Source organism: Galbibacter kalidii (genome assembly GCF_026241135.1).
In the GTDB taxonomy this organism is placed as follows: domain Bacteria; phylum Bacteroidota; class Bacteroidia; order Flavobacteriales; family Flavobacteriaceae; genus Galbibacter.
In genome coordinates this window covers 18,116-42,404 of sequence record NZ_JAPFGA010000021.1, presented here as the reverse complement: position 1 = coordinate 42,404, position 24,289 = coordinate 18,116, and the positions used below count along the sequence as shown (strand labels likewise).

12 protein-coding genes are annotated in these 24,289 nt (G+C 39.5%); 4 read left to right on the top strand and 8 right to left on the bottom strand.

Annotated features, from left to right (window positions below):
- The first annotated feature begins 5 nt into the window (after positions 1 to 5).
- The 4 genes from OOZ15_RS17505 (at position 6) to OOZ15_RS17490 (ending at position 6,986) form a co-directional block, all read left to right on the top strand.
- Complete coding sequence (locus OOZ15_RS17505; RefSeq protein WP_265957743.1) at positions 6 to 3,164, top strand: SusC/RagA family TonB-linked outer membrane protein; 3,159 nt, start codon at positions 6 to 8, stop codon at positions 3,162 to 3,164.
- 126 nt (positions 3,165 to 3,290) lie between these two features.
- Positions 3,291 to 5,030 (top strand): RagB/SusD family nutrient uptake outer membrane protein, encoded by a 1,740-nt coding sequence (locus OOZ15_RS17500; RefSeq protein ID WP_265957742.1) that lies wholly within the window; start codon positions 3,291 to 3,293, stop codon positions 5,028 to 5,030.
- Positions 5,031 to 5,255: 225 nt separating this feature from the next.
- A complete protein-coding gene (locus OOZ15_RS17495; protein WP_265957741.1) occupies positions 5,256 to 6,035 on the top strand; it encodes an HAD-IIA family hydrolase in 780 nt (259 codons plus the stop codon).
- 54 nt (positions 6,036 to 6,089) lie between these two features.
- Entirely contained in the window at positions 6,090 to 6,986 is an 897-nt protein-coding gene (locus tag OOZ15_RS17490) for a carbohydrate kinase family protein (protein ID WP_265957740.1), read from the top strand.
- Positions 6,987 to 7,295: 309 nt separating this feature from the next.
- Here the strand turns inward: OOZ15_RS17490 and OOZ15_RS17485 are convergent, their stop codons facing one another.
- From OOZ15_RS17485 to OOZ15_RS17450, 8 genes are all read right to left on the bottom strand, one after another.
- Positions 7,296 to 8,774, bottom strand: coding sequence for a TolC family protein (locus tag OOZ15_RS17485; protein ID WP_265957739.1), 1,479 nt, complete (start codon positions 8,772 to 8,774; stop codon positions 7,296 to 7,298).
- An 84-nt stretch (positions 8,775 to 8,858) separates the two neighbouring features.
- The gene (locus OOZ15_RS17480; RefSeq protein ID WP_265957738.1) at positions 8,859 to 9,527 is read right to left on the bottom strand and encodes an ABC transporter ATP-binding protein; all 669 of its coding nucleotides are present in this window, start codon (positions 9,525 to 9,527) and stop codon (positions 8,859 to 8,861) included.
- An 11-nt stretch (positions 9,528 to 9,538) separates the two neighbouring features.
- The gene (locus OOZ15_RS17475) at positions 9,539 to 11,992 is read right to left on the bottom strand and encodes an ABC transporter permease (protein WP_265957737.1); all 2,454 of its coding nucleotides are present in this window, start codon (positions 11,990 to 11,992) and stop codon (positions 9,539 to 9,541) included.
- A 123-nt stretch (positions 11,993 to 12,115) separates the two neighbouring features.
- Positions 12,116 to 14,467 carry an ABC transporter permease gene (locus tag OOZ15_RS17470; protein WP_265957736.1) on the bottom strand — a complete coding sequence of 784 codons (2,352 nt, stop codon included), beginning with the start codon at positions 14,465 to 14,467 and terminating at the stop codon, positions 12,116 to 12,118.
- 22 nt (positions 14,468 to 14,489) lie between these two features.
- Positions 14,490 to 16,910 carry an ABC transporter permease gene (locus OOZ15_RS17465; RefSeq protein WP_265957735.1) on the bottom strand — a complete coding sequence of 807 codons (2,421 nt, stop codon included), beginning with the start codon at positions 16,908 to 16,910 and terminating at the stop codon, positions 14,490 to 14,492.
- A 129-nt stretch (positions 16,911 to 17,039) separates the two neighbouring features.
- Positions 17,040 to 19,409 (bottom strand): ABC transporter permease, encoded by a 2,370-nt coding sequence (locus OOZ15_RS17460; protein ID WP_265957734.1) that lies wholly within the window; start codon positions 19,407 to 19,409, stop codon positions 17,040 to 17,042.
- A gap of 11 nt (positions 19,410 to 19,420) precedes the next feature.
- Complete coding sequence (locus OOZ15_RS17455) at positions 19,421 to 21,844, bottom strand: ABC transporter permease (RefSeq protein WP_265957733.1); 2,424 nt, start codon at positions 21,842 to 21,844, stop codon at positions 19,421 to 19,423.
- An 11-nt stretch (positions 21,845 to 21,855) separates the two neighbouring features.
- A complete protein-coding gene (locus tag OOZ15_RS17450; protein WP_265957732.1) occupies positions 21,856 to 24,285 on the bottom strand; it encodes an ABC transporter permease in 2,430 nt (809 codons plus the stop codon).
- Positions 24,286 to 24,289 lie beyond the last annotated feature (4 nt).

Genomic DNA, 24,289 nt, shown 5'->3' with positions numbered 1-24,289 from the left:
TTATTATGAGACTAAAATTTTTATTCTTTTTGATGTTTTCAGCATCGCTTAATTTCTTGTATGCTCAAGACATACAGGTAAGTGGTACTGTTACATCTGCAGAAGACGGTTTCCCAATGCCGGGAGCCTCGGTATTGGTAAAAGGAACCTCCACAGGTACCACTACCGATTTTGATGGAAACTACACTTTGCAAAATGTTCCTTCAGATGCCATACTGGTGTTTAGCTTTGTAGGGTTTGCTCCCCAAGAAGTAGCTGTAAATAATCAAACAAACATCAATGTTTCACTTGAAGCAGATTCACAACAACTTGATGAAATTGTTGTTGTAGGCTATACCAGTGAGCGTAAAGTAGATGTCACCGGAGCTATTACCGTAGTAGACATTCAACCCCTTGAAGGACAAAGCCTGAGTTCAGGAAATAGTATGCAAGCTTTACAGGGTAGGGTGCCGGGATTGTTTGTGGAAAAATCGGGAGATCCAACCGGGTCTAGTAACCGAGTCCTCATCAGGGGAGTGAGTACTCTTGGAAACAACGATCCATTGTATGTGATCGATGGTGTTCCTACGGTAAGGCAAGAGGTCTTTGCCAGCCTTAACCCCAGTGAAATTGAATCCGTTCAGGTATTAAAAGACGCATCAGCTTCGTCTTTATACGGTGCAAGAGCTGGTAACGGAGTCATTATCGTAACTACAAAAAACAGTGCACGGACTGACGGAGGTGAAAAGCTTAACATCAGCATAAACTCAAATGTATCTGTTCTATCAGAAAAAAAGCAACGTTATGATATGCTTAATGCACAACAAAGAGGTGAAGCTTTATGGCGGGCATCTGTTAACGATGGAGCAGATCCAAATGGTGGTTATGGGGAAATTTATAATTTTGACTGGAACGGAGATTTTAACAACCCAGTACTAAACAGTGTTACCGTTCAACCATTTGTGGGTGGCGACCCCAATGTACCGGCCGGCGATACCGACTGGCAGGACGAAACCTACCAAACCGGCTATGTTTACAATAATGAATTAACTGTTTCCGGCGGCACAGATAAATCTTTTCACTTGGTAAATGTTGGATACCTGAAAAATACAGGAATTCTAAAATACACAAACTACGATAGATACACCGCCAAGTTAAATTCAAACTTCAAGTTTTTTGATGATAAAGTAAAAATTGGTGTCAACACCCAGTTTTCAACTTCAGATGAAACACTGGCATCTCCGGATGTCGGTAGTGCTCCAACACCCGGATTAGCCATTACTTTAGCACCAACATTACCTGTATACGACAGCAATGGTGAATTTGCGGGCCCTTTAGGTGCCGGGTATTCCGACAGGAACAACCCTGTATTAATGCAATACCTTAACAGGTGGGACAATACAGAGCGTACTTCCATTTTTGGTAACCTTTATGGAGAATGGAAAATTCTGGACAACCTTACCTTCAGAACAAGCCTTGGTTTAGATTTTAACGATTTTAAAAGAAGGGATATAGAACCCACTGTAAACAACGGGTTTATCACCAGGGGGACCAACAGATTAATTCTCGACACCAACAAATTTACCAGTGTGGTTTTTACAAACACCTTAAACTATAAGTTGGAGCTAGAAGATCATCGTATTGGTGTTCTTCTAGGAACCGAATCGATTAAAAACGATTTTGACAGTGTCTTTGCTTCAGCTGATGGATTTGCGGTAGAAGAAGATTCTTATTTTGTTCTTGGTGCTGCTACAGGCGCAAGAACATCAAACGGAACTTCAAGCGGAAGCAGGTTACTATCTCAATTCGGAAAATTAAATTATTCATATAAAGACAAATATTTGGCATCTTTCACACTTCGTAGAGACGGATCTTCAAGATTTGGTGAAGACAACAGGTACGGTATTTTTCCGGCAGCAACTGTTGGTTGGAGAATTAGTCAGGAGAAGTTTTTAGAAGACAGCGAGATAATATCTAACTTAAAGCTTAGAGCAGGTTATGGAGAAGTTGGTAATCAAAACATTGGTGATTTGGCCAGGTTTGGATTATACGAATCGCGCTACGGTCCAAACCAAGCCAGATTTATAGGTGGTTTTTTCGAAATTTACTATAACGTTGGTACTGCTTATGACCTTAACGGAAACGACACTGGTACCCTTCCGTCAGGATTTGTATCCATACAAGCTGCCAATCCGGCTTTAAAATGGGAAACCACAAAAGAATGGAATGCAGGTGTCGACTTTGGCTTATTCAACAATACCATTAGCGGTTCATTTGATTACTTTACCCGTGAAACCAGCGATATTTTAACAACACCGCCAATTGCATCTGTCATTGGTGAAGGTCAGCAACGTGTTTTAAATGGAGCCACAACAGAAACCAACGGTTGGGAGTTATCATTAGGATATTCAAAAACATTTGAAAATGGCTTTTCGTTAGGAGTTTCTACCAACTTTGGAGCCTTTAGGGACAAAATCACAGATCTGCCGGAAGAAGTACGTACAGCTTTTCCGGGAACTGCCGAAAACTCAATCATTGGTCATTCACAGTTTTCAATCTTTGGATATAAAACAGACGGATTGTTTCAAAGCCAGGAAGACATTGATAGCTCTCCTGAACAAGTAGGGGCAAGACCAGGAGGTTTAAAGTTTGTAGATATTAATGGTGATGGGGTTATAGATTCAAACGACAGGGATTTTATTGGTACTTCTTTACCCGACTTGGAATATGGTATCAGAATTGATTTAGCCTATAAAAACTTTGACTTTTCAGTATTTGGATCTGGTGTAACCGGAAGAATCGGGCAAGACCCATACATTTTCTGGAACAATTTTGTACAAGGAAGGGAAAATGCAGGTTTAGGAGTATTAGATGCATGGTCCCCAACCAATACTGATACCGATATCCCTTCATTATCATTAGCTTTTAATGACTTAAGAACTTCCGATTACTTATACAGAAAAAATTCTTATTTCAAGCTTAGAAATATTCAATTGGGATATTCACTTCCAAGTGAAATTATCAATAAGTGGGGTAGTATAAGCAAATTAAGATTATACGTTCAGGGAGAAAACTTATTCTGGATCACTCCTAAAGATTATATCGGATCTGATCCTGAACGTACCGATGTAAACAGGATTCCTGTTCCAACTATTCTTTCTTTAGGACTTAACCTTAACTTTTAAAATTCAAGATGATGAAATCCTCTATAAACCAAATTTGGTATGCCAACTGATAATGAATAAGGGGATTCCACCTGCCTGCCGGCATAGGCAGGTCTGACTGTTGAAAAACAATTAAAATTTATACAGATGAAAAACAATAAATTAATTATAGGATTACTAGCTTTATTTATAGCAGTATCCTGTTCAGATGATTTTCTGGAATATACTCCTGAAGGTGTATTATCCAATGAAAATGTAGCCACTTCGGAAAATGCTGAGTCGTTGGTGGTAGCTGCTTATGCAGGCATTGCCAATGATGAAATGATAGGTCCTTTAACACACCAGTGGGTATATGGCAGTGTACGTTCAGATGATGCTTACAAAGGTGGTGGTGGCCGTAGCGATGTAGATGTGGTAGACCGATATGAACAATACAACCTCACCATTCCCGATATGGGAGATTGGATGGCTCCAAGAACCTGGACCAACTTTTACAAAGCAATTTCAAGAGCTAATTTTGCCTTGTCGGTTATTAATGACATCCCGGATGCTGACTATCAGGAGAAAGTAATAAGACAAGCCGAGTTACGCTTTTTAAGGGCACATTCTCATTTTATGCTGAAATTGTTATTTAAAAAAATCCCTTACATTACTGAAGATCTTACACAGGAACAAATTCTGGAAACTTCAAACGATCTTTCAAACGATGAATTATGGAACAAGATAGCTGAAGATTTTTTGTTTGCTTATAATAATCTGCCACAATCTCAAGATGAAGTAGGACGTGCAGACAGAAATGCTGCTGCGGCTTATCTGGCTAAGCTTAGATTGTATCAAGCATACGAACAAGACGATCAGCATCAGGTAGTGAACATAAACACCACTTTACTGCAAGAAGTTATTGATTACGCTAACGAAGTTACCGGTAGTCTGGAACCCGATTTTGCCAATAACTTTCTTAATGGTCATGATAATGGCCCGGAATCTATATGGGCAGCACAATTCTCCATTAACGATGGAACAGAAGTTGGAAGGGTAAGCTTTGTTACCGGATTGAACTCTCCACACGGAACACCTCTTTACGGTTGTTGTGGTTTCCACTTAGCTAGTCAGAATATGGTGAATGCGTTTAAAACCGACACCAACGGACTACCTTTATTAGATACGTTTAACAATTCAGACATATACAATACAGTTGATGAGAATGGAGAAGCTCCTTTGACCTCAGATGTAACCTTAGACCCAAGGGTCGACCATACTATCGGAATTCCTGGACGTCCTTTTAAATACAGAAATACATTAAATGAATCCGGCGATATGGTTTATAACTTTAGCTGGGCAAGAGACCCCGGTGTATATGGATTCTTAGGAAACATGAAAGAACAACAGGCTCCTGATTGTTCATGCTACGTTAAAGAAGGACCGTTTGTAGGAACCTCTAAAAATGTTGACTTTATCAGGTATGCAGATGTATTGCTATGGAAAGCTGAAGCATTGATTCAGTTAAACAGGTATGATGAGGCATTACCAATTATCAATCAGGTAAGAAGCAGGGCTGCAAACAGTACACAACGTCCGTTAGATGCCGGTGCCAGCGATGTATATGATATCGATTTGTATCAATCATTCCCTTCAAAAGAATATGCATGGAAAGCCCTTAAATTTGAAAGAAGATTGGAATTTGCCATGGAAGGCCAAAGGTTTTTTGATCTGGTTAGATGGGGTGAGGCCGAAGAAGTTTTAAATGCCTATTTAGATGAAGAAAAAACCAAAAGGGATTTTCTATCTAACGCACGCTTTACAGCTGACAGGGATGAATACTATCCAATACCACAAAGAGAAATTGATTTTACCGGAGGATTATATATTCAGAACCCGGGATATTAATTCAAACAAAACAAACTCTGGTTGATATGAATGATAACATATCAACCAGTTTTTTGATTCATCATTTTTAAAATTGAAGGCCTTAAAACAATAAAAAATACAATAAAAGAGGCAAATATTTCTTAAACGTTATTAATACACACAAAAGACCAAACAACACCTCTTTTTTAGAATAACATAATTAACTTTATCCGTATAAACAGTTATTCAAAAAAATTGAATTTTATGAAAAAAGGATTTTTAATTGATATGGACGGTGTAATCTATAGTGGGGATGACATGATTCCCGGAGCCGATAAATTTATTGCTAGCCTTCAAAAAGAAAAAATACCATTCCTTTTTATGACCAATAACAGTCAGCGAACTCCATTAGACACTGTTAATAAAGTGGCGCGTATGGGTATTAAAATTAAAGAGGAAAACGTATACACCAGTGCCATGGCAACCGCTTCGTTCTTGTCGTTTATGAAGCCTAAGGGAACAGCCTATGTTTTAGGTGAGGGCGGACTCATAACAAGTTTGTTGCAACAAGGCTATACCATGGCTAATTCAAATCCTGATTTTGTAGTAGTAGGTGAAGGTAGAAATTTCACCCTGGAAATGGTGAATCAGGCCGTAGAAATGATTTTATCGGGAGCTAAATTTATAGCTACCAATTTAGATCCATCACCAAAAAAGAAAGGTTGGTCCAATTTAGGAATAAAAGCCGTAATAGCTATGATTGAAGAAGCCACCGGTAAAAAAGCCTTTTCGGTAGGCAAACCCAGTCCGGTAATGATGCGTTCTGCGCGCAAATATTTAGGTTTGGAAGCCAGGGAAACTATTATTATCGGGGACACTATGGATACCGATATCCTGGGAGGGGTTCAATTGGGTTATACCACCATACTTACGCTTTCGGGAGTTTCTAAAAAGAACATGCTGGATGATTATGCTTTTAAACCCGATATGATTATAGATTCGGTGGCGTCACTAGATGTAAACAAAGCTCTTGAACTTAAGTAATTTAGGATTATAAATGCTAAATTGAATAATTGAGGAACTATAGATATAACATCAATGGAGAAAAAGATAAAAGGAGTAAGCTACGGTGAAATTTTATGGGATGTTTTTCCCGATAAAAAGAAAATTGGTGGCGCTCCTTTAAATGTAGCGTTAAGAATGCAGGCTTTAGGCTGTGATATGGCAATGGTAAGTGCCGTTGGAAATGATGAAGACGGACAACAGCTTGTTACATTTCTGAATCAGCACAATATAAGTATCGAAGGGGTACAAGTAAAAAAAGACTTTCCAACAGGAAATGTAACCGTACAACTAGACAACAAAGGTTGCGCCTCTTATATTATTAATTACCCGGTTTCCTGGGATAAAATTGAACCAAGCCAGCTTAACAAAGAGCTCGTTAAAAAAGCAGATATACTTGTTTTCGGAAGTTTAATATGCCGGGATACCATTTCAAAATCAACACTGTTGGAACTACTTAGTGTAGCCAATTTTAAAGTGTTTGATGTTAACCTAAGACCCCCGCATTACAGTTATGAGGTTTTAGAGGAGTTGATGATGCATTCTGATTTTATAAAGTTTAATGATGAGGAGCTTTTTGAAATTGCTGAAAAAATGGGGTCTAATAAAAAAACAATAAGAGAAAACATCTTATTTATTGCCAATAAGACCAAAACAAAAGCTATTTGTATCACCAAAGGTGCCGAAGGCGCTATTCTTTACTGGGACAATGAATTTTATTCGAGTGAAGGCTACTCTGTTAATGTTGTTGATACGGTAGGAGCTGGCGATTCGTTTTTAGGATCGCTAATCACCAAATTGTACCAAAACACCCATCCGGAAGAGGCTATAGACTATGCCTGTGCCATTGGGGCTTTGGTAGCTTCTAAAGAAGGGGCCAATCCGGTTCTTCAAGATTCTGATGTTGAAAACCTAAGGGGCATAAAAAGATAAAGACGGAAAACCCATATTTATTTTATTCTTTGAAAACAGATTATGAACTCGTTTAAACTTTCTTGATTGAAGCGAAAAATAGAGATTTTTGCCCCAGATGAAGGCTTTTTTGCGTTGCATAGCCATAGCTATGAAGCAAAGAAAAGACAAAACATGGGGTAAAAAGATCATTTTGTAGCCAATTGGAGAAAGTTTAAATGAGTTCTATTAGTAACAACAATATAATCCGGTCTTCTGTTTTGGTAGTAAGCGTACTCTTAAACATCTAATTCTGGAATAACGGATAAGAAAAGGTGATTTTATTTATTGTTAATTATATTCCTTTTCATAAAGGATTTGACTCCCTCTATAATATTCTAAAACCCTTACCCTCAATAAATATTCATATTCAGCATTAGAGAGGTTTATTCTGGCATTATCCATATTGTTTTTGCTTGTGATGTATTCCACAATATTAGAAACTCCATTATTAAATCTTATCTCATTTATCCTGAAAGATTCCTCAAAAGCATGCACCTGTTCACTATAGATATGGTATCGACCAAATGCAGATTCCATTTTTAAATAAGCCTGCTGAATTGCATTTTTAAATTCAAGTTTGGTATTTTGTAAATCTATTTTGGATTCTTCGAGTTTTATTTTTTCCAGGGCCACATTATTCTTTGATTGAAAACCGTTTAACAACGGGATATTGACAGCAACCCCAAAGGAAGAATACACATTATTCTTAATTTGATCCATATAATTGATATCGCTGCCGGCAAATTGAGTTTCATTCTCAAACACCGGATAATCGGTATCATTTACAGTTACAAAACCTCCTGTTTCCACTACAGAAGTCCCGGTTTCTGTAAAAAGCTGTGCAGCACTGGAATAATTCGTATTCAATTGACCGAATAATGATATTTCGGGTACATAACCGGATCTGGCTACTTTTATTGCACTCTTGGCCGCATCCAACCGGAATTCTTTTGCTTTAAACGTGGCAAGATTTTCCAAGGCCATGGAAAAGACCTCTTCAGAAGAATACGGATACTCTTTGACTTGATCAGTTACATCCATAGCTGTAAAACCGGCATTTGAATCACTGTCCATATTCAACAATTGAAATAAATTCAACTTAGCCTCTTCTAGATTATTTTCAGCATTGACTACACTTGTCATATCCAAGGCATATTGTCCTTGCATATCAGTGTAATCCGCCGGATTACCAACTTCTTCTTCATATAGAGACTTAAGTCTCTCCAACTGTTCTTTGGTGGTTTCCAAACGGGATTTTGCCAGTCTTAAAAGATCCTTGTTATTTAAGATTTGAAGATAAGTCAATGTTACCTCGAGGATTAAGTTCTGTCTGCGCTCTTCAACTTCCATTTCTGAGGCGTTAAAACTGTACCGCCTTTGACGAATCCTATTCAGTAACTTAAAACCGTTAAAAACAGTCAAATTAAGGTTTAAACCCACATTAGAGAAGGTAAGTTTTTGATCAATATAATCATTTGTATATGGATCTATACTTCGCCCGTTACTTACACCTAAATTGTAATTAGCATTTAAAGTAGGGAGCAAATCAGCTTTCGACTGTTTATAATTAATATGTGATGATTCCATACCTAAACCTGATTTTTTCAGGTCAAGATTATTCTTAAGGGCAGTCTCAATACAATATCCCAAGGTTAAAGGTGCCTGCATTTTATCTTGCCCAAAAGCATATACACCAAAAAAAACACAGAGGGATACAATACTTTTGTTGATCATAATTTTAATATGTCGGTGTTCGAATAATTGCATAAGTGTTCGTTTTTCTATTGATTTTATATAGAACAGATGATTCTTTTAAAACTTAATATGAACTAAATAACCTAAGCCTGCTCTTTATCTACTGATTACTCTCCCATCTAATAATTCAATGATTTGAGAGCCATAGGCCGCATTTTTTTCTGAATGGGTTACCTGAACAATGGTGACCCCTTCTTGGTTGAGTTGTTTAAAGAGTTCCATGATTTCTTCTCCCTGCTTTGAGTTAAGGTTTCCGGTGGGCTCGTCGGCCAACAATAATTTAGGTTTGGAGACCAGTGCCCTTGCAACGCCTACCAATTGTTGTTGGCCACCGCTTAGCTGAGCGGGAAACAAATCTTTCTTCCCCACGATATTGAAGCGGTCGAGCATATCGGAAACAAGGGCTTTACGTTCTGAGGATTTTATTTTTTTGTACAATAATGGGGTTTCGATGTTTTCGTAAACGGTAAGTTCGTCGATTAAATGATAGGCCTGAAAAACAAAGCCCATGTTTTCTTTAAACAAACGGGACCTGTGTTTTTCTTTTAACTGGTGTACCGGCTGTTCGTTGAAAAGGTATTCGCCTTCATCAAAAGTATCGAGCATCCCTAAAACATTCAGCATAGTGGACTTCCCCGACCCGGAAAGTCCCATGATTGAAATAAATGCTCCTTCTTCAACTTGGAGGTTGATGTCTTTCAGCAAGAAAACCCTGTTTCCCCCTGAATTGACCCATTTAAAAATGTTTTTAAGTTCTAATAACATTTGTCTTTGTTTTATTCTGTTTTTAATGATTTGACTGGGTTTTCCAGTGCTGCTTTTATACTTTTAAAACTGATGGTGGCCAGTGCAATTAGCACAGTAATGAGCGCCGCCAAAACAAATACCCACCATTTAATATCTGTCCGGTATGCGAAGTCCCGGAGCCATTGGTTCATGAGATATAAACTCAGGGGAAAGCCAATGGCAAAAGAAATAAGTATGAGTTTTAAAAAATCTTTTGAAAGCAAAGTGACAATCTGCGGTACGGTCGATCCCAGGACTTTTCGTATTCCTATTTCCTTTAACCGTTGTTCTGTGGTAAATGTCACTAGGCCAAACAAGCCCAGGCAAGCCACGAAAATGGTCAGGATGGCAAAAATTTTCAGGACAGAGTTCATATTTTGTTCTTTGATATACGTTTCATTGTATAGGGCATCCAGAAAGGCATAATCGAAGGCTTCACCGGTACCCAAAGTCTTCCATCGGTTTTCCATACTCGCTATCACACCGGGCATATTGGCGGTTTTGACCCTTGCAATGAGTCCGTAGTAAGGATTGTATTTCATCATAAGGGGCAGTATGGGCTCGTGTAGTGATCTTGAATGGAAGTCCTTTACCACTCCGATGATGGTCAGGGTTCGCCTTCCTCCTTTCAGGTTCGTCGATTCTTCCAGTGTTTGCCCGACCGGGTTTTTATTTAGACCAAAAGATTGAACCGCGGTCTCGTTGATGATGATATTGTTTTCTTCAGAACCAAAGTCTTTGGAAAAGTTCCTGCCTGCAAGGAGTTCCATTCCCAGGGTTGGAATATAGGCCTCATCTATATTGTACACTTTTGTCCTTAATTTTTGCGACTTATCCAGATGGGAAAAAAGGATTGCTCCATTATTATCGGTAGGTCCGGCTGGAACAAAGGCTGATGTGGTTATACTGAGGATTCGAGAATCTTTTTGTAATTCTGTTTTAAAGGCGTTGAGTTTGTCGCCTAAAAGGCCGGCATCTCTGATTACGATCAATTCCTCCCTGTCGTACCCAATATCTTTGTTTTGGATGTAGTGCATTTGCTGGCTTACCACCAGTGTGCCAATTATCAAACAAGTCGATAAGGCGAATTGAAAGACGACCAGGCCACTCCGGATTCCTTTGCCTTTGTGGGATGAAATTTTGTTTTTTAAGGTCTTGATTGGTTTAAAACTCGATAGATAAAAGGCCGGGTATCCTCCTGCGAGGAAACTAATGACTATGATCAAAACCACGGATACCAAATAAAATTGAGGAGTAATTATCTGATCAAATACGAAAGACTTGCCCGATAATTGGTTAAAGTATGGGAGTGCAAGGAGAAAAATCAGGACACCTATCCCCATCGCGATTGTAGTAACGATAAATGATTCGATCAGGAACTGAAAGACCAATTGCCTTTTTTCCGATCCCAAGACCTTGCGTATTCCTATTTCCTTTGCTCTTTTCGAAGCACCTGCCGTGGAAAGATTCATAAAATTGATACAGGCGATTATCAACATAAATGTTGCTATGGCAGCGAACATATATACCGTGTTTATATCTCCTCCTTCTTCAAACTCTCCTGTCGATTCCGAATAGAGGTGTATTTTGGTCAAAGGTTGGAGATACAGCCCCACGTGATTTCCCTTATCCAGAAATTCCCGGAAAGTCATTCCTAATCCTGCTTCCATTTGAGAGCCCATATATTTTTCCGTAATCGCCGGTAATTTTGCTTCCAAAAGTGCCATATCGACTCCTTCGTCCAATAAAAGATAGGTATGATAACTACCGCTTAACCAACTTTGATTTTTGGCATCTTTATTGCTCTGCATCGAGGCCAAAAGATCAAAATGAAAATGGGAGTTGGCAGGTATTTCCGAAATAATCCCCGTCACGGTATATGATCCACTATTGTCGATATATCCGTCAGAACCATGCACGCCAATATCTTTGAGCTCGACAGTTTTGTTCAATGGGTCTTCGGTCCCGAAGTAGGCTTCAGCCTGTTCCTGCGTCAAAATCAAGGAATTTGGTTTACTCAAAGCGGTTTTGATATCTCCTTTTATCAGGGGCAAACTGAATATTTCCAGGAAGTTGGGGTCTACAAAAGCCATTTTACCTTTGCGTATGGTATTATCCTCGTAGGTGACTACGGTACGGTTCGAGACCCTTAAAATACGGGTAGCGTCCACGACTTCGGGGAGGTCGTTAAGAAGGGCTTTGGCTACCGGAGCCATCACTCCAGCTTCTTTAATCAATTCATCACCTATTTTGGCATTCAGATACACCCGGGCAATGCGGTCGGAATTTTTATGAAACCGATCGTAACTGAGTTCATCTATAACAAATAAGCCGATAATTAAACAACTTCCAAGACCCAAAGCCAAACCGGCAATATTGATCCCGAACATCGTTTTGTTCTTCACAATATTCCTCCACGCTATTTTAAAATAATTCTTGATCATGATTTTTCATTTTTTTATGGTTGGTTCTTCCATTTATTCTGTCATTGATGTATTTTTAGTTGTTGTTTAGGTTATCAGCTTTCAGCCATGAGCTATCATCTTTCAGTTCTCTGACTGCTCACTTCATTCGGTTCGTAAATTTTTTACGGGGTTTGAAATTGCTGCTTTGATAGACTGAAAGCTTACTGTAAGAATGGCGACCACCAATGCTATCGCTCCTGCACCTATGAAATACCAAAAACTTAAAGGGATTCTATATGCAAAATCAGAAAGCCAATCTTTGACCAACAGGTATGAGAATGGAAGGGCAAGGAAAATGGAAAATAGGACCAGTTTTGCAAACTCACTCGAAAGCATTACCGTCACTTGGGTCGCCGTCTGGCCCAAAACCTTTCTAATACTGATTTCTTTTTTCCTTCTTTCGGCGTTGAATTTTACCAGACCGAACAAGCCCAGACAAGAAATCAATATGGCTAGGCCCGCAAAATATTTTGACAAGGTGGAAACCCTTTGTTCAGCAGTATATAGGGATTGATATGTATCATCCAAAAATCTATAGTCCAGCTGTAAACCTGGATTGTATTTTTGATATAGTCTCCGAATATTGGCCAAAGCCTCTTTTTCCTTGCCCGGAGAAACTTTGGCCATGATCATGTGTGTCCAAGTTGGTTGTAGTACAAAAAACAATGGGTTTATTTGTTCATGGAGGGATGTGAAGTGAAAATTATCCGTAACCCCTACAATCTGTAATCGTGTACCCTGAATTGAAACTTCCTTCCCGATAGGATCTTCCAATCCCATTATATCAATGGCTGCTTGGTTGAAAATAATTTTTGTGGTCTCGGCCCCAAAATCCTTGGAAAAGTTTCGCCCTTTTTTTAAACCGATACCCAAAGTTTCAAGCATGCCATAGTTTACAGGGCGCATTTCAAACACTATCTTTTCATCAGACATCTTTTCTGGCCATTGAAGGTTATCCCATGTGTTTACTCCTCCAACTATATTGGTGCCAATACTACTTGCGTTTTCAATGCCCTCAAGGTTTTTTGTTTCAGCTAAAAATGAATCGAGGTTTTCAGCAATATTCTGTTCGATATCAAAGTAAACAATGTTGTTTTTGTCATAGCCAAGGTTTTTGTTTTGTACAAATTCTATTTGTTTATATATAACCATGACCGAAACCACTAAAATTATGGACAAGGTAAATTGAAAGACAACAAGGCCTTTACGGGTGAAAACTTCTCCCCAAGTACTTTTTAGTGTTCCCTTTAATGTTTTAATCGTGTTCAAGCCCGAAAGATAGAAAGCGGGATAACTGCCGGCAATCAAGCCTGTAAGGATCATAATGCCAATAATGGAGGTTAAGTATCGCCCATTGACGGTAAGACTCAATTCTTTTCCGGTAATTATATTGAATTGGGGAATCAATAGGACAACAATCAATACGGCAATCAATAGCGATAAAAAGGTAGTGAGTAAGGATTCGCTCAAATATTGGACGATCAGCACCTTCCTTTTGGAACCCAAGGCCTTTTTTATACCGATTTCCTTTATCCTTTTTGAAGCATTGGCCGTGGATAGGTTCATATAATTGATACAGGCCATAAGTAGTATTAAAAATGCTATTATGGAAAACAACCTTACATATTCAATCCTTCCCCCGACCTGAACTCCATTTTCGTATGTGCCATAGAGGTAGGCATCGGAATACAATCTAGTGAACACCGAACGGTTATCGTTGTCACTGTTTGTAGCAATGAAATCCTTTATCTTGGCATTAAAACTGGAAATATTTACCCCTTTCCTTAAAACTATGTATGCGTTCACCTTATTATAATCCCAATTGGAAATTGGAGGCATGGTTTCCTTTGCATATTCAAAAGAAATCACATAATCGAATTGCATGGAGGAATTATGGGGAACATCCTCGAATACACCCGAAACAAAAAAGGGCTTGTCTCGTTCAAAATAAATGGTTTTACCGATTGTATTATCGGCCGATCCAAATAATATTCGGGCAAGGGATTTTGATATGGCAATCGAGTTATTTGCCACAAGTACATCATTTATATTACCACTAATGAGAGAGTAAGAAAACACTTTAAAAAAGTCTTTGCTAGCATACAGCCCATTGGTTTTAATATCCTTATCATCTACTTTTAAAGGTGACTCAGATATTGCCCTTACACTTGTTTCCTGCTCAATTTCAGGAAACTTCTGAGCGAGTGCTTCTGCCAAAAGCCCGGAAGTGACAGGGTTCATGCGTATGGTTCCATCTGTTTTCGCCAGTTCGACTACCTGATACAGACGGGTATCGTTATCATGGAATTTATCGATGCTAAGTTCGTCCGACACCCACAAAGCGATCAAGAGAACACAGGCAAGTCCAGTTGAAAGACCAATAACGTTAATCAGAAAGGAACTCTTCTGTCTTTTGATATTCCTAAGGAAAATTTTGATGTTTTGTTTTAACATACTTTTTATCTTTTTAATGACTTCATTCCGTTCGTAAACTTTTTACAGGGTTTTGTGTTGCTGCTCCAATGGTTTTTGTACTTATGGTTGCAATGGCAATAACCAAAACAATGCCACCGGCTAAAAGGAAGGTTAAAACACTTAAATCTATCCGGTAAACATAGCCCTGTAGCCACTGACTGGTAAACCACCATGCTATGGGGGTTGCAATTAGGAAGGCGATAAGTACTAGCTTTAAAAACTCCTTGGTCAGTAGAAGGGTAATGGTAGAAACACTAGCGCCCACAACTTTACGAATTCCAATTTCCTTCCTGCGCTGAGTGACCACCAGTAAGGACATGGCAAACAGACCAACACAGCTTAAAATGACAGCCAGAATGGAGCCACTGCCGATCATTGTGGTCATCAGGCGTTCCCTGGTAAGGGTACGATCTATATTTTCATCCAGAAACGAACCCAGAAACTCAGCATTGGGTTCAATTTTAGCCCAGGCTTGTTCTATCCGGCTCATGGATTGTAAAGGATTGTTACCAGATACTTTGACATAAACATTACGCATATTCCATTTAGGGTTAAGAAAGAGCGTTAATGGCTCGATCGATTTATCAAAGCCCTGAAAATTAAAATCTTTAACCACGCCTAATACGGAATAGTTAATTGAATCAAACAGAATGATTTGCGTTTGCAGGGGATCTTTTTCCTGAAGTTGATCTGCCATGGCCTGATTAATAATCAGCCCTAAACTATCACTTTTAAAGTCCCTACTGAAGGAACGCCCTTTTATAATTTCAAGATCCAGGGTTTCCGTATAGTCATGGTCTACAATCAGGATATTGGTTTTTACTCCGCGTCCTTTGTAATCAAACCCCATTGCGCTGGTAGATGATGTGCCGTCTTTCCCTAATCCTAAAATATTATTGGATGCCGTGATGTTGACAATCCCCGGGGTATCGGCAAGTTCATTTCGCATTAATTGTATCGCCTGGGCATCTTCTCTTTTTCCGTTTAAAGGAAAAGCAATGACCTGTTCTTTGTTAAAACCGACGTCTTTATTGCGCATATATTCAAGTTGATCCCATAAGACCAGTGTGCCACTGATAAGGAGGATGGTAATCCCAAATTGCAATATCAATAGACCGTCCCGTAAACGATTTTTACCGGTGACTTCCAGTTTCCCTTTCAGGCTTTGTATGGTGCTCAATTTGGTCATAAGCAAGGAGGGATAACCTCCGGAAATAAGGGTGATCACCATTACCCCAATAAAAAAGGCAATAACAATAGAAGGACTTATTACGTTACCAAAAGCGGCAGACGTCCTAAAAATAGTCTGGAACTGTCCCAACAATAAATTGGCAAGTACTATTCCTATTAAAGCAGACATGAAATAAATCAGTACACTTTCTCCCCAAAATTGAAAGAAGAGCTGTGCCTTACTAGCCCCCAAGGTTTTTCTCATTCCGATCTCCCGAAGTCGACCGGCACTTTTAGCAATGCTCATATTGATAAAGTTGGCACTTGCGATAAAAAGCACCAAAAAGGCAATCCCTAATATGAGAAATGGATATAAACGGCTGGTATCGGCATTCCCGTTTTTTTCGGTCGCAAAATGAATATCTTTATACCCTAGGAGTCGTTGCTGGATATACTGGCCATTCTTATCGGGCTGAATTCCGTCTCTTTTAAAGTCCTTTATATCATCTTTGTAGTGAAGTGCTGTAAAATCCCTGGTTGCTTTCTCAAACTGTGTCGGTACTACCCCTTCGGACAGTTTTAGATACACACTGTGATTGGACTTTTCCCAGTTGCCTATGTTATCAGCATATACAAAATCAGATTGATTTTTAAAGTTTAGTGCAAGATTAAATCTCATGGTACTTTGAGCAGGGATATCTTCCAATATTGATGAAATGGTGTAAGGCCGTTGTTGTCCTTGTTGTAGGATATTAACTGTCCTTCCCAGAGCATTTTCTTCTCCGAATAAGATTTTAGCCGTTTTTTCGGTAATAACAATGCTAGACTGATCTTCAATTAAGTGCTGCTTATTTCCTTTGATTACCGGAAAGCTAAAAATGGAAAAGAAATCAGGATCTACATAAGCAGCTTCCATTCGTAATTCTTTGTTTCCATGTGTTATAAGGACATTTCCTCCCATATATTTAGTAATCTTTTCGACCCCTGGTACTTCCCTTTGAAGCGCATCGGCAAAAGGAATCGGTTTGGCCGTACTCACTCCGGGACCATCAGGTGTTTGTTCGGAGGCATAGATGTGATATATGCTATCGACATTTTTGTGAAAGCGATCATAAGAAAGCTCAAAAAGCGCATATATACTTAATAAAATGGCTACTGTAAAGGCTACAGTAAGCCCTAATATATTGAGTCCGGTAAAGGTTTTGTCCTTCCAGAGGTTTCTTAATGCTATTTTAAAATAGTTTTTGATCATGGTTTTTCATTTTTTATGGTCGGCTCTTCCATTTATTCTGCCATTGATGTGTTTTTAGTTGTTGTTTAGGTTATCAGCTTTCAGCCATGAGCTATCATCTTTCAGTTCTCTGATTGCTGATTGCTCACTTCATTCGGTTCGTAAACTTTCTACCGGATTGGTCATAGCCGCACTTATCGATTTAAAACTGACCGTTAAAAGAGCTATCGCGATGACCAATATTCCCGCCACGCCAAAAGCCCACCAGGGCATGTCGATGCGATACTCATAGTTGGTCAGCCATTTATCCATAAAAAACCAAGCGACCGGGCAGCCAATTACAATACCCAAGACAACCAACTTAAGAAAATCTTTTACCAAAAGACTTGTAATCATAGTGGCCGAAGCGCCCAATACTTTCCGTATTCCGATTTCCTTTACTCTTTGTTGGGCCGAAAATATGACCAGTCCGAACAGTCCTAAACATGAAATAAAAACCGCTATAAGAGAGAAATATTGAGAGAGCTTAAAAAATACGGTCTCACTTTTATACATGTCATTGTACCATGCATCGGAAAACACATACTCGAATGGAACTTCAGGAAGTATTTCTGTATACAACTTTTCCAATGCTTCTACCGTTTGTATCACATTTACAGGACTGATCCGTGTCAAAACGGCTCCCCTGTTCATATATTCCCCATTGCGAATAATTAAAGGAGGAATGGCCGTTTTCACCGTATTTATTGGAAAATCCTTCATTACCCCGATGATAGTACCTTCCTTGTCCCACATGGTCAATGGTTTGCCTATCGGGTCTTCAAGCCCCATTATCCTTAGAGCGGTCTCATTAATGATATAGCCTGAATTGTCAGCAATACTTTCATCGGAAAAATCGGCGCCCATAAGCATTTCTGTACCCCAGGCCTCGGCAAAATCTGATCCAACGTCCATACTCATAAATATTGTCGGGTCATTGTCGGGTTTACCTGCCCAGTGTACATCGTCGAAACCATTGGTAAAACCCATTGGGCCTCGGTTGGAAATCGACATAGATTCAACTCCGGGAATTTGCAATGCCCTTTCTTTTAGGCTTGAAAAGGTAAATGTGGAATCGCCTTGAAAAGCAAAAATAAAAACATTATGACGGTCAAAACCGAGGTTTTCATTCTGAATATAATTAATCTGACGGGATGTAATCAGCATTCCCGAGATCAGGATGATGGTCAAGGCAAACTGAAAGACCACCAACCCCTTTCGGATCCATCGGGAACTGGCATTGGCGTTCCTATTATTTTTGAAAATATCAATCGCCTTAAAAGAGGACAATACAAATGCAGGATAACTACCGGAAACGAAACCTGTCAACAGGGCAATCATCAAAATCCCCAGCCAAGATAACGGCGAGAGGCTAAAAAGGCTTAAATCTTTTCCGGCAAGCTCATTAAATACGGGGAGTAAAAGTGCAATCAATACCAATGATAAAATTGTGCTAATGAATGATAGCAATAATGCTTCCCCTAAAAATTGGGATATCAAACTTCCTTTTTTTGCTCCCAGTGATTTCCTTACCCCGACTTCCTTTGCTCTTTTAAGTGAACCTGCGGAAACTAGGTTCATAAAGTTGATACAGGCGATCAGTAAAACAAAAAAGGCGATAAAACCAAAGATGCGGACATTCTCGATACGACCTCCGGAAATAATGCCGTTCTCAAAATTGTTATGTAGATAGCTTTCGCCGAAAGGCTGTAACCCCAATTCTACCGTGAAATTATCGTTTTCCTCCGTTCTGTATGATGTTAGAAAATCCTTGATCTTGGCATTTACAGCTGTGACATCCGAATCTTCTTTAAGCAGTACAAAAGTCGGCGGACCGCTATTTGTAATATTGGGTGCCCATCCGTTTTCTTTCAGGAAAATATCCCAATGCAGGAAAAAATCGCTTTTGTTCGAATTGGCAGGGCTGGCATCCTTGAATACGGCCGATACATTCAATGGCCGGTTGTTTTCATAGGAAAGTGATTTACCAATGGCATTTTTGGCACTTCCAAAAAACACCTTTGCCATTTCCTCTGAAATGGCGATATCATCAGGGGAGTCCATGACCGATGCTACCGTGCCTTCCAAGAAGTCGTAAGAAAACATGTCAAAATAATCCGCACCTACGTAAACCCCTTCCTGCTTAAAAATCTTATCATTATAGGAAAACGTTTTAGACCCTTTCCAACTCATGGGGGATGCTTTCTCGATTTCAGGAATCTTAAGTTTCAATTCCCTATAAAGTACCGCAGGAGTAAAATAACCTGCATCTATTCTTCCCTCGAATATCTGCTTTTGATATACCGAATACAACCGATCAATGTTTTCATGGTATTTATCAACAGCAAGTTCATCGGTCCCCCACAGGTAGATAAGTAGACTACATAAAAGACCGGTTGCCAACCCAACAATATTCAGAATTGAAAAAACCTTATTCTTTACGATGTTTCGCCAAGCGATTTTTAAATGGTTTTTTAGCATGATAATATGTTTTATTCAGTTCGTAAACTTTTTATTGGATTGGCCATGGCGGATCGAATAGCTTGTGAACTTATGGTAACCAGTGCAATGGCTACAGCCAACAAGCCAGCTAAGGCGAATATCCACCAAGGGATATCAATGCGATAAGCAAAGTTTTCCAACCAGCGATTCATAGCCCACCAGGCCATGGGGGAGGCAATGATTATGGCAATCATCACCAGCTTTATAAAATCCTTGGACAATAAAGCTACAATGTCGGTCACTGTCGATCCCAACACTTTGCGTACCCCAATTTCCTTGGTACGCAAGAAGGTGGTGAGGGTGACCAGTCCAAAGAGACCAAGACAGCTGATAAATATGGTAATGAAAGATGATAAGCCGATCAGCTTCGATGTTCTGCGCTCCGACTGATAAAGGCTCTTAATCCGCTCGTCGTTGAATTTATACTCAAAAGGAGCGTTAGGATAAATGGTTTTCCACTCTTGCTCCATTACCACCAAAGCCTGATTCCACTGCGAACGATCAGAGGGTAATTTCACATTGAAAATCCGTAAACTACTTCGCTTGGAGGTAGTTCCCAGTATAAGTGGCTCGATCTTTACACGAAGATTTTTTTGATGAAAATCCTTGACCACACCCACAATAGGATAGGAGATATTGCCATAATTTGTCAGCCACTGACCAATGGCCGCTTCAGGGCTTTGGAACCCAAGTGCTTTGCGGGCTGCATCATTGATAAGCACTTCCCGCATGGTATCCCTTCGAACTAAATTGGTCCCGGCCAATAATTCTATTTTGTATAGATTTAAATAATCTTTGTCAATATACTTTCTGGGAGCGCTTAGCTCTACTTTTCCCGTATCGGAAGCGATGTGGTAGAGATCACCCCAATGGTTGTTACTAAGCGGCATATGTCCCATAGCGACACCTTCAATTTCCGGGTGTTTTTTTAGAGCCTGCTTATAAAGGAAAGGGTCAATATCCGCTCCTTGATAGGACTTGTATGGCATATAAACATTAACCACAGCATTATGCTCAAAGCCCAGATCTTTGTTTAGGGTATAGCTGAGCTGCTTGCCAATGATAAGGGTAGAGACCACAAAAAACTGAGCGATAACAAATTGGAAAACAATAAGGGATTTCCTTAAAGATAGCTTTCCTCCGGTAAGTAATCCGTTGCTTTTTCCCTTTAGGGCTTCTGCCGTTTGAACCTTGTTGATAAGAAAGGCGGGATATACACTCAAAATCAAGGTGATTATAAGGGTCAATAACATCAAGAAACCAAAAACAGCCGTAGCGTTACCAAAATTTTCAATACCCCCGGGGAAGAATTCGGGATAAGCCATTTGAAAAAGGCCGGTCAGCGGCCAGGAAAGCAATGATGCCAATAAGGTGATGATCAGGATTTCAACAAGGAAGTTTACGGTAATGGCCAAAGGCCGCCCTCCAAGGGTTTTTCTAATACCAATTTCCTTGGCACGTTGAGGTACTTGTGCAGTACTGAGGTTGATATAATTGATACAGGCCAAAAGCAGTATAAACCCACCGATGGCTATAAGTCCGTAAATCACCTTTTTATCAGCTACAGGTCCGCCGGTGGCATACTCACTGCTAAAATGTTTTTCTAAAAGAGGAAGTGCCTCAAAATGGCCTTCACCTCCCATGTCGGCATATGTTTCCGCCGCCAGTTCTTCATGTTTTTTATTGACAAAAGCGAGTAATCGATCTAATGATTCTTCCTCTTGGGTTTTGACAAAGAGGGTGTGGTCTGAATTTTTGCTCACCCAATTATTGCTGCTCCACTGTTTGTCCGGAATTGGGATAAATGTTTTGGCGGTAAAACTGCTCGGGTAGGGGAGTTCTTTTACAATTCCAGAAATAGTAAAGAGGGTGGTATCTGCCTTAATGGTTTTCCCGATAAGCTCAGTAAGTGGCGATTTGGGAAAATATTGTTTTGCCCTATCTTCTGTAAGGATCATCGTATTGGGAGCATTAAGGGCTGTTTTGGGGTTACCGGCAATCCATTGATAGGGAAGCAGTTTAAAATAATTATTACTGGTTCCAACAATATCTCTTTCTTCTTCCAACTGTTTTGGAGCTTCTCCCTCTTGTGGGATAATAATACGTTCAATATACTGAGTGTATATGGGAACCATTACTCCTGGGTCTGGCATTTCAACAGCTATGGCAGGAGCCATCCCCAGCGGTATGCCACCAAATCCGCTGGTTTCCCCGTCAAATGTATCTAGGGAAACAATTTGGTAGATACGATCCACATCCGGGAGCTTTTTATCGAAGGCCAACTCGTAACTTACAATCTTAAATACAATCCAACAGGCCGTAATACCAATGGTGAGTCCGAAAACATTGATAAACGAATAAACCTTGTTCTTCCAAAGGTTCCTCCACGCTATTTTTATATAGTTTTTGATCATGGTTTCTTAGTTTATTCGGTTCTTAAGTTTTTAATTGGATTGGTAGTCGCTGCTTTTATAGTCTGAATCCCTACAGTTAGCAGAGCAATAACTAAGGAGATTCCTCCGGCAAGGAGAAATATCCACCAACTTATGGATATTCTATACGTAAAGTCTTCAAGCCAGTTTTGCATAAAATAGTAAGCTAAAGGAGTGGCAACGATCAGGGCAATAATGACTAGAATCACAAAGTCTTTGACGAGTAATTTTACCAAGGTGCCAATTTTAGCCCCCAGTACTTTCCGTATTCCAATTTCTTTTTTCTTATTTTCCGCTATAAAAGAAACAAGTCCGAATAGTCCCAGACAACTGATAAGTATAGCCAGAAAGCTAAGCACAATCGAAATATTAGCCAGACGTTTTTCTTCTGTATATAATTTTTCGACTTCCTTATCCACAAATGTATATTCAAAAGGGGTATTGGTAATTGTTGATCCCCAGCTTTGCTTTAAATCTTTCAATAAACGGTTGTAATCTGTGGTCTTCGCTTTAACCAAAAGCCAAGATGGAGTGGCATCATTATAAAGTAAAATGGGTTTTATAGCCTCCTTAAGCGAGGCAAAATGATAATCCTGGGAGACACCCACAATCTCTAATTCGGTAGATTCACCTTCGTATGTATTGATGAGTTTTGTCCCTATGGCATTATCCAGAGCAATGGAGAATGCATCAAGAGTGGCTTTATTAACCACTACCTGTGAGCTGTCATTCGAGCGTAGTTCCCGCCCGGCAAGCAAGGAGGTGCCTACAGTCTTAAAATAATTCTTACTGATACCGTTGTATATTACAGAAGTTAGGTTGGTCGGATCTTTTCCAGGAAGATGCATACTCAAATCTGATTTATTAAACTCGGAAGGGTAACGATTAGACCCAGCTACCTGTGAAACACCCGAAACTGTGGACACTTGTTTTTTTAAGGTCTCGAATTTGTTAGCGGCATTTTCAGTCCCTAGGCGAATGGCAATGAGATTCTCTTTGTCAAACCCCATATCTTTATCCTGAGTATATTTAAGTTGTTGAGTGATAATAATAACGGAAATGATCAAAACAATAGAAACCACAAACTGAAAAACAACGAGTCCCTTACGAAAATTACCATTACCCGTTTGTTGATTAACGGAGCCTTTTAGTACTCTGGCTGGCTTAACAGAAGATAATACCCAGGCTGGGTAGATACCGGCAAGTAAACCAGTAAAAATCCCTAAGCTTAAAAGAAGAAGTAAGACCTTCCAATCCAATAGTGCAAGGAAACTGACATTTCCTTGTATAAGTGTATTTATAAAAGGCTGTAACAATGCCGTTACCGGAAGACTGATTAGTGAGGCCAGCAGGGATAACATAATAGATTCTCCAATGAATTGACGGATTAATACACTTTTATCTGCTCCTATTGCTTTACGCACTCCAATTTCCATGGCACGTTTGCTTGCCCGTGCAGTACTTAAATTAATAAAATTGATACATGCTACAAGCTGGATGAATAGCGCCAAAATCACCAGGATATAAAGTTGTTTTATGCTGGATACCCTATCAATTTGCATGGTGATTCCATCGGAATAAAGATGAATATCAGTGACTTTTTGAAGGAAAAGTTTTTTGTCAAAACCTGCAGCAGCTAGATCCTTGGCCCCGTGATTTTGTAAAAAGGCCGGCAACTTTTTCTGTAACCCACCGGCATCCGATCCCGGTGCAAGTTTTATATAGGTATGTGTAAAATTCTGTGTTGCAAAATTCTGAACACTCCTTACAAACTCTCCCTGTCCGGGGGTATTCATACTCACAAAATAATTAGGATTTAAATGTGATCTCCCATAGGTGTCATCAAAAACACCGGTAATGGTCAAGGTGAATTCATCTTCTCCGCTTCCTTGTACTAGGGTTTTATTCAATGCACTTTGATTGCCAAAGAGTTTTTTTGACAAGGTTGAAGAAAGCACTACGGTATTAGGAGCGTTTAAGGCATTTTTAGCATTTCCTTCAATAAAGCGATAGGTGAAAACATTAAAAACTGTAGAATCTGCGAGATATCCACGGGGCTCATAATAGCTCTGATCGCTATTTGATTTACGAATAACTTTACCTGTGTCAGAACCGAAGTAAACAATACGGCAGGCCTCGATTACTTCTGGAAAATCTTCTTTGAGAGCAAAAGCAAAAGGAGGCCCGGCAGTGGCAAAATTAGAGTTTATACTATTGTTACCTATACTTTTATTTTCCGTTCTGACCCGATATAGAGACTCCGCATCCTTATGATGTGAATCGTAGCCAAGCTGTGCCATAACATAAACCAATATACTGAGGCAGCAAACGGTGCCCACAGTTAGCCCCAACAAGTTGATAATCGTTTGTAACTTGCTTTTTTGGAGGTTCCTCCACGCTATTTTAATATAGTTTTTGATCATGACT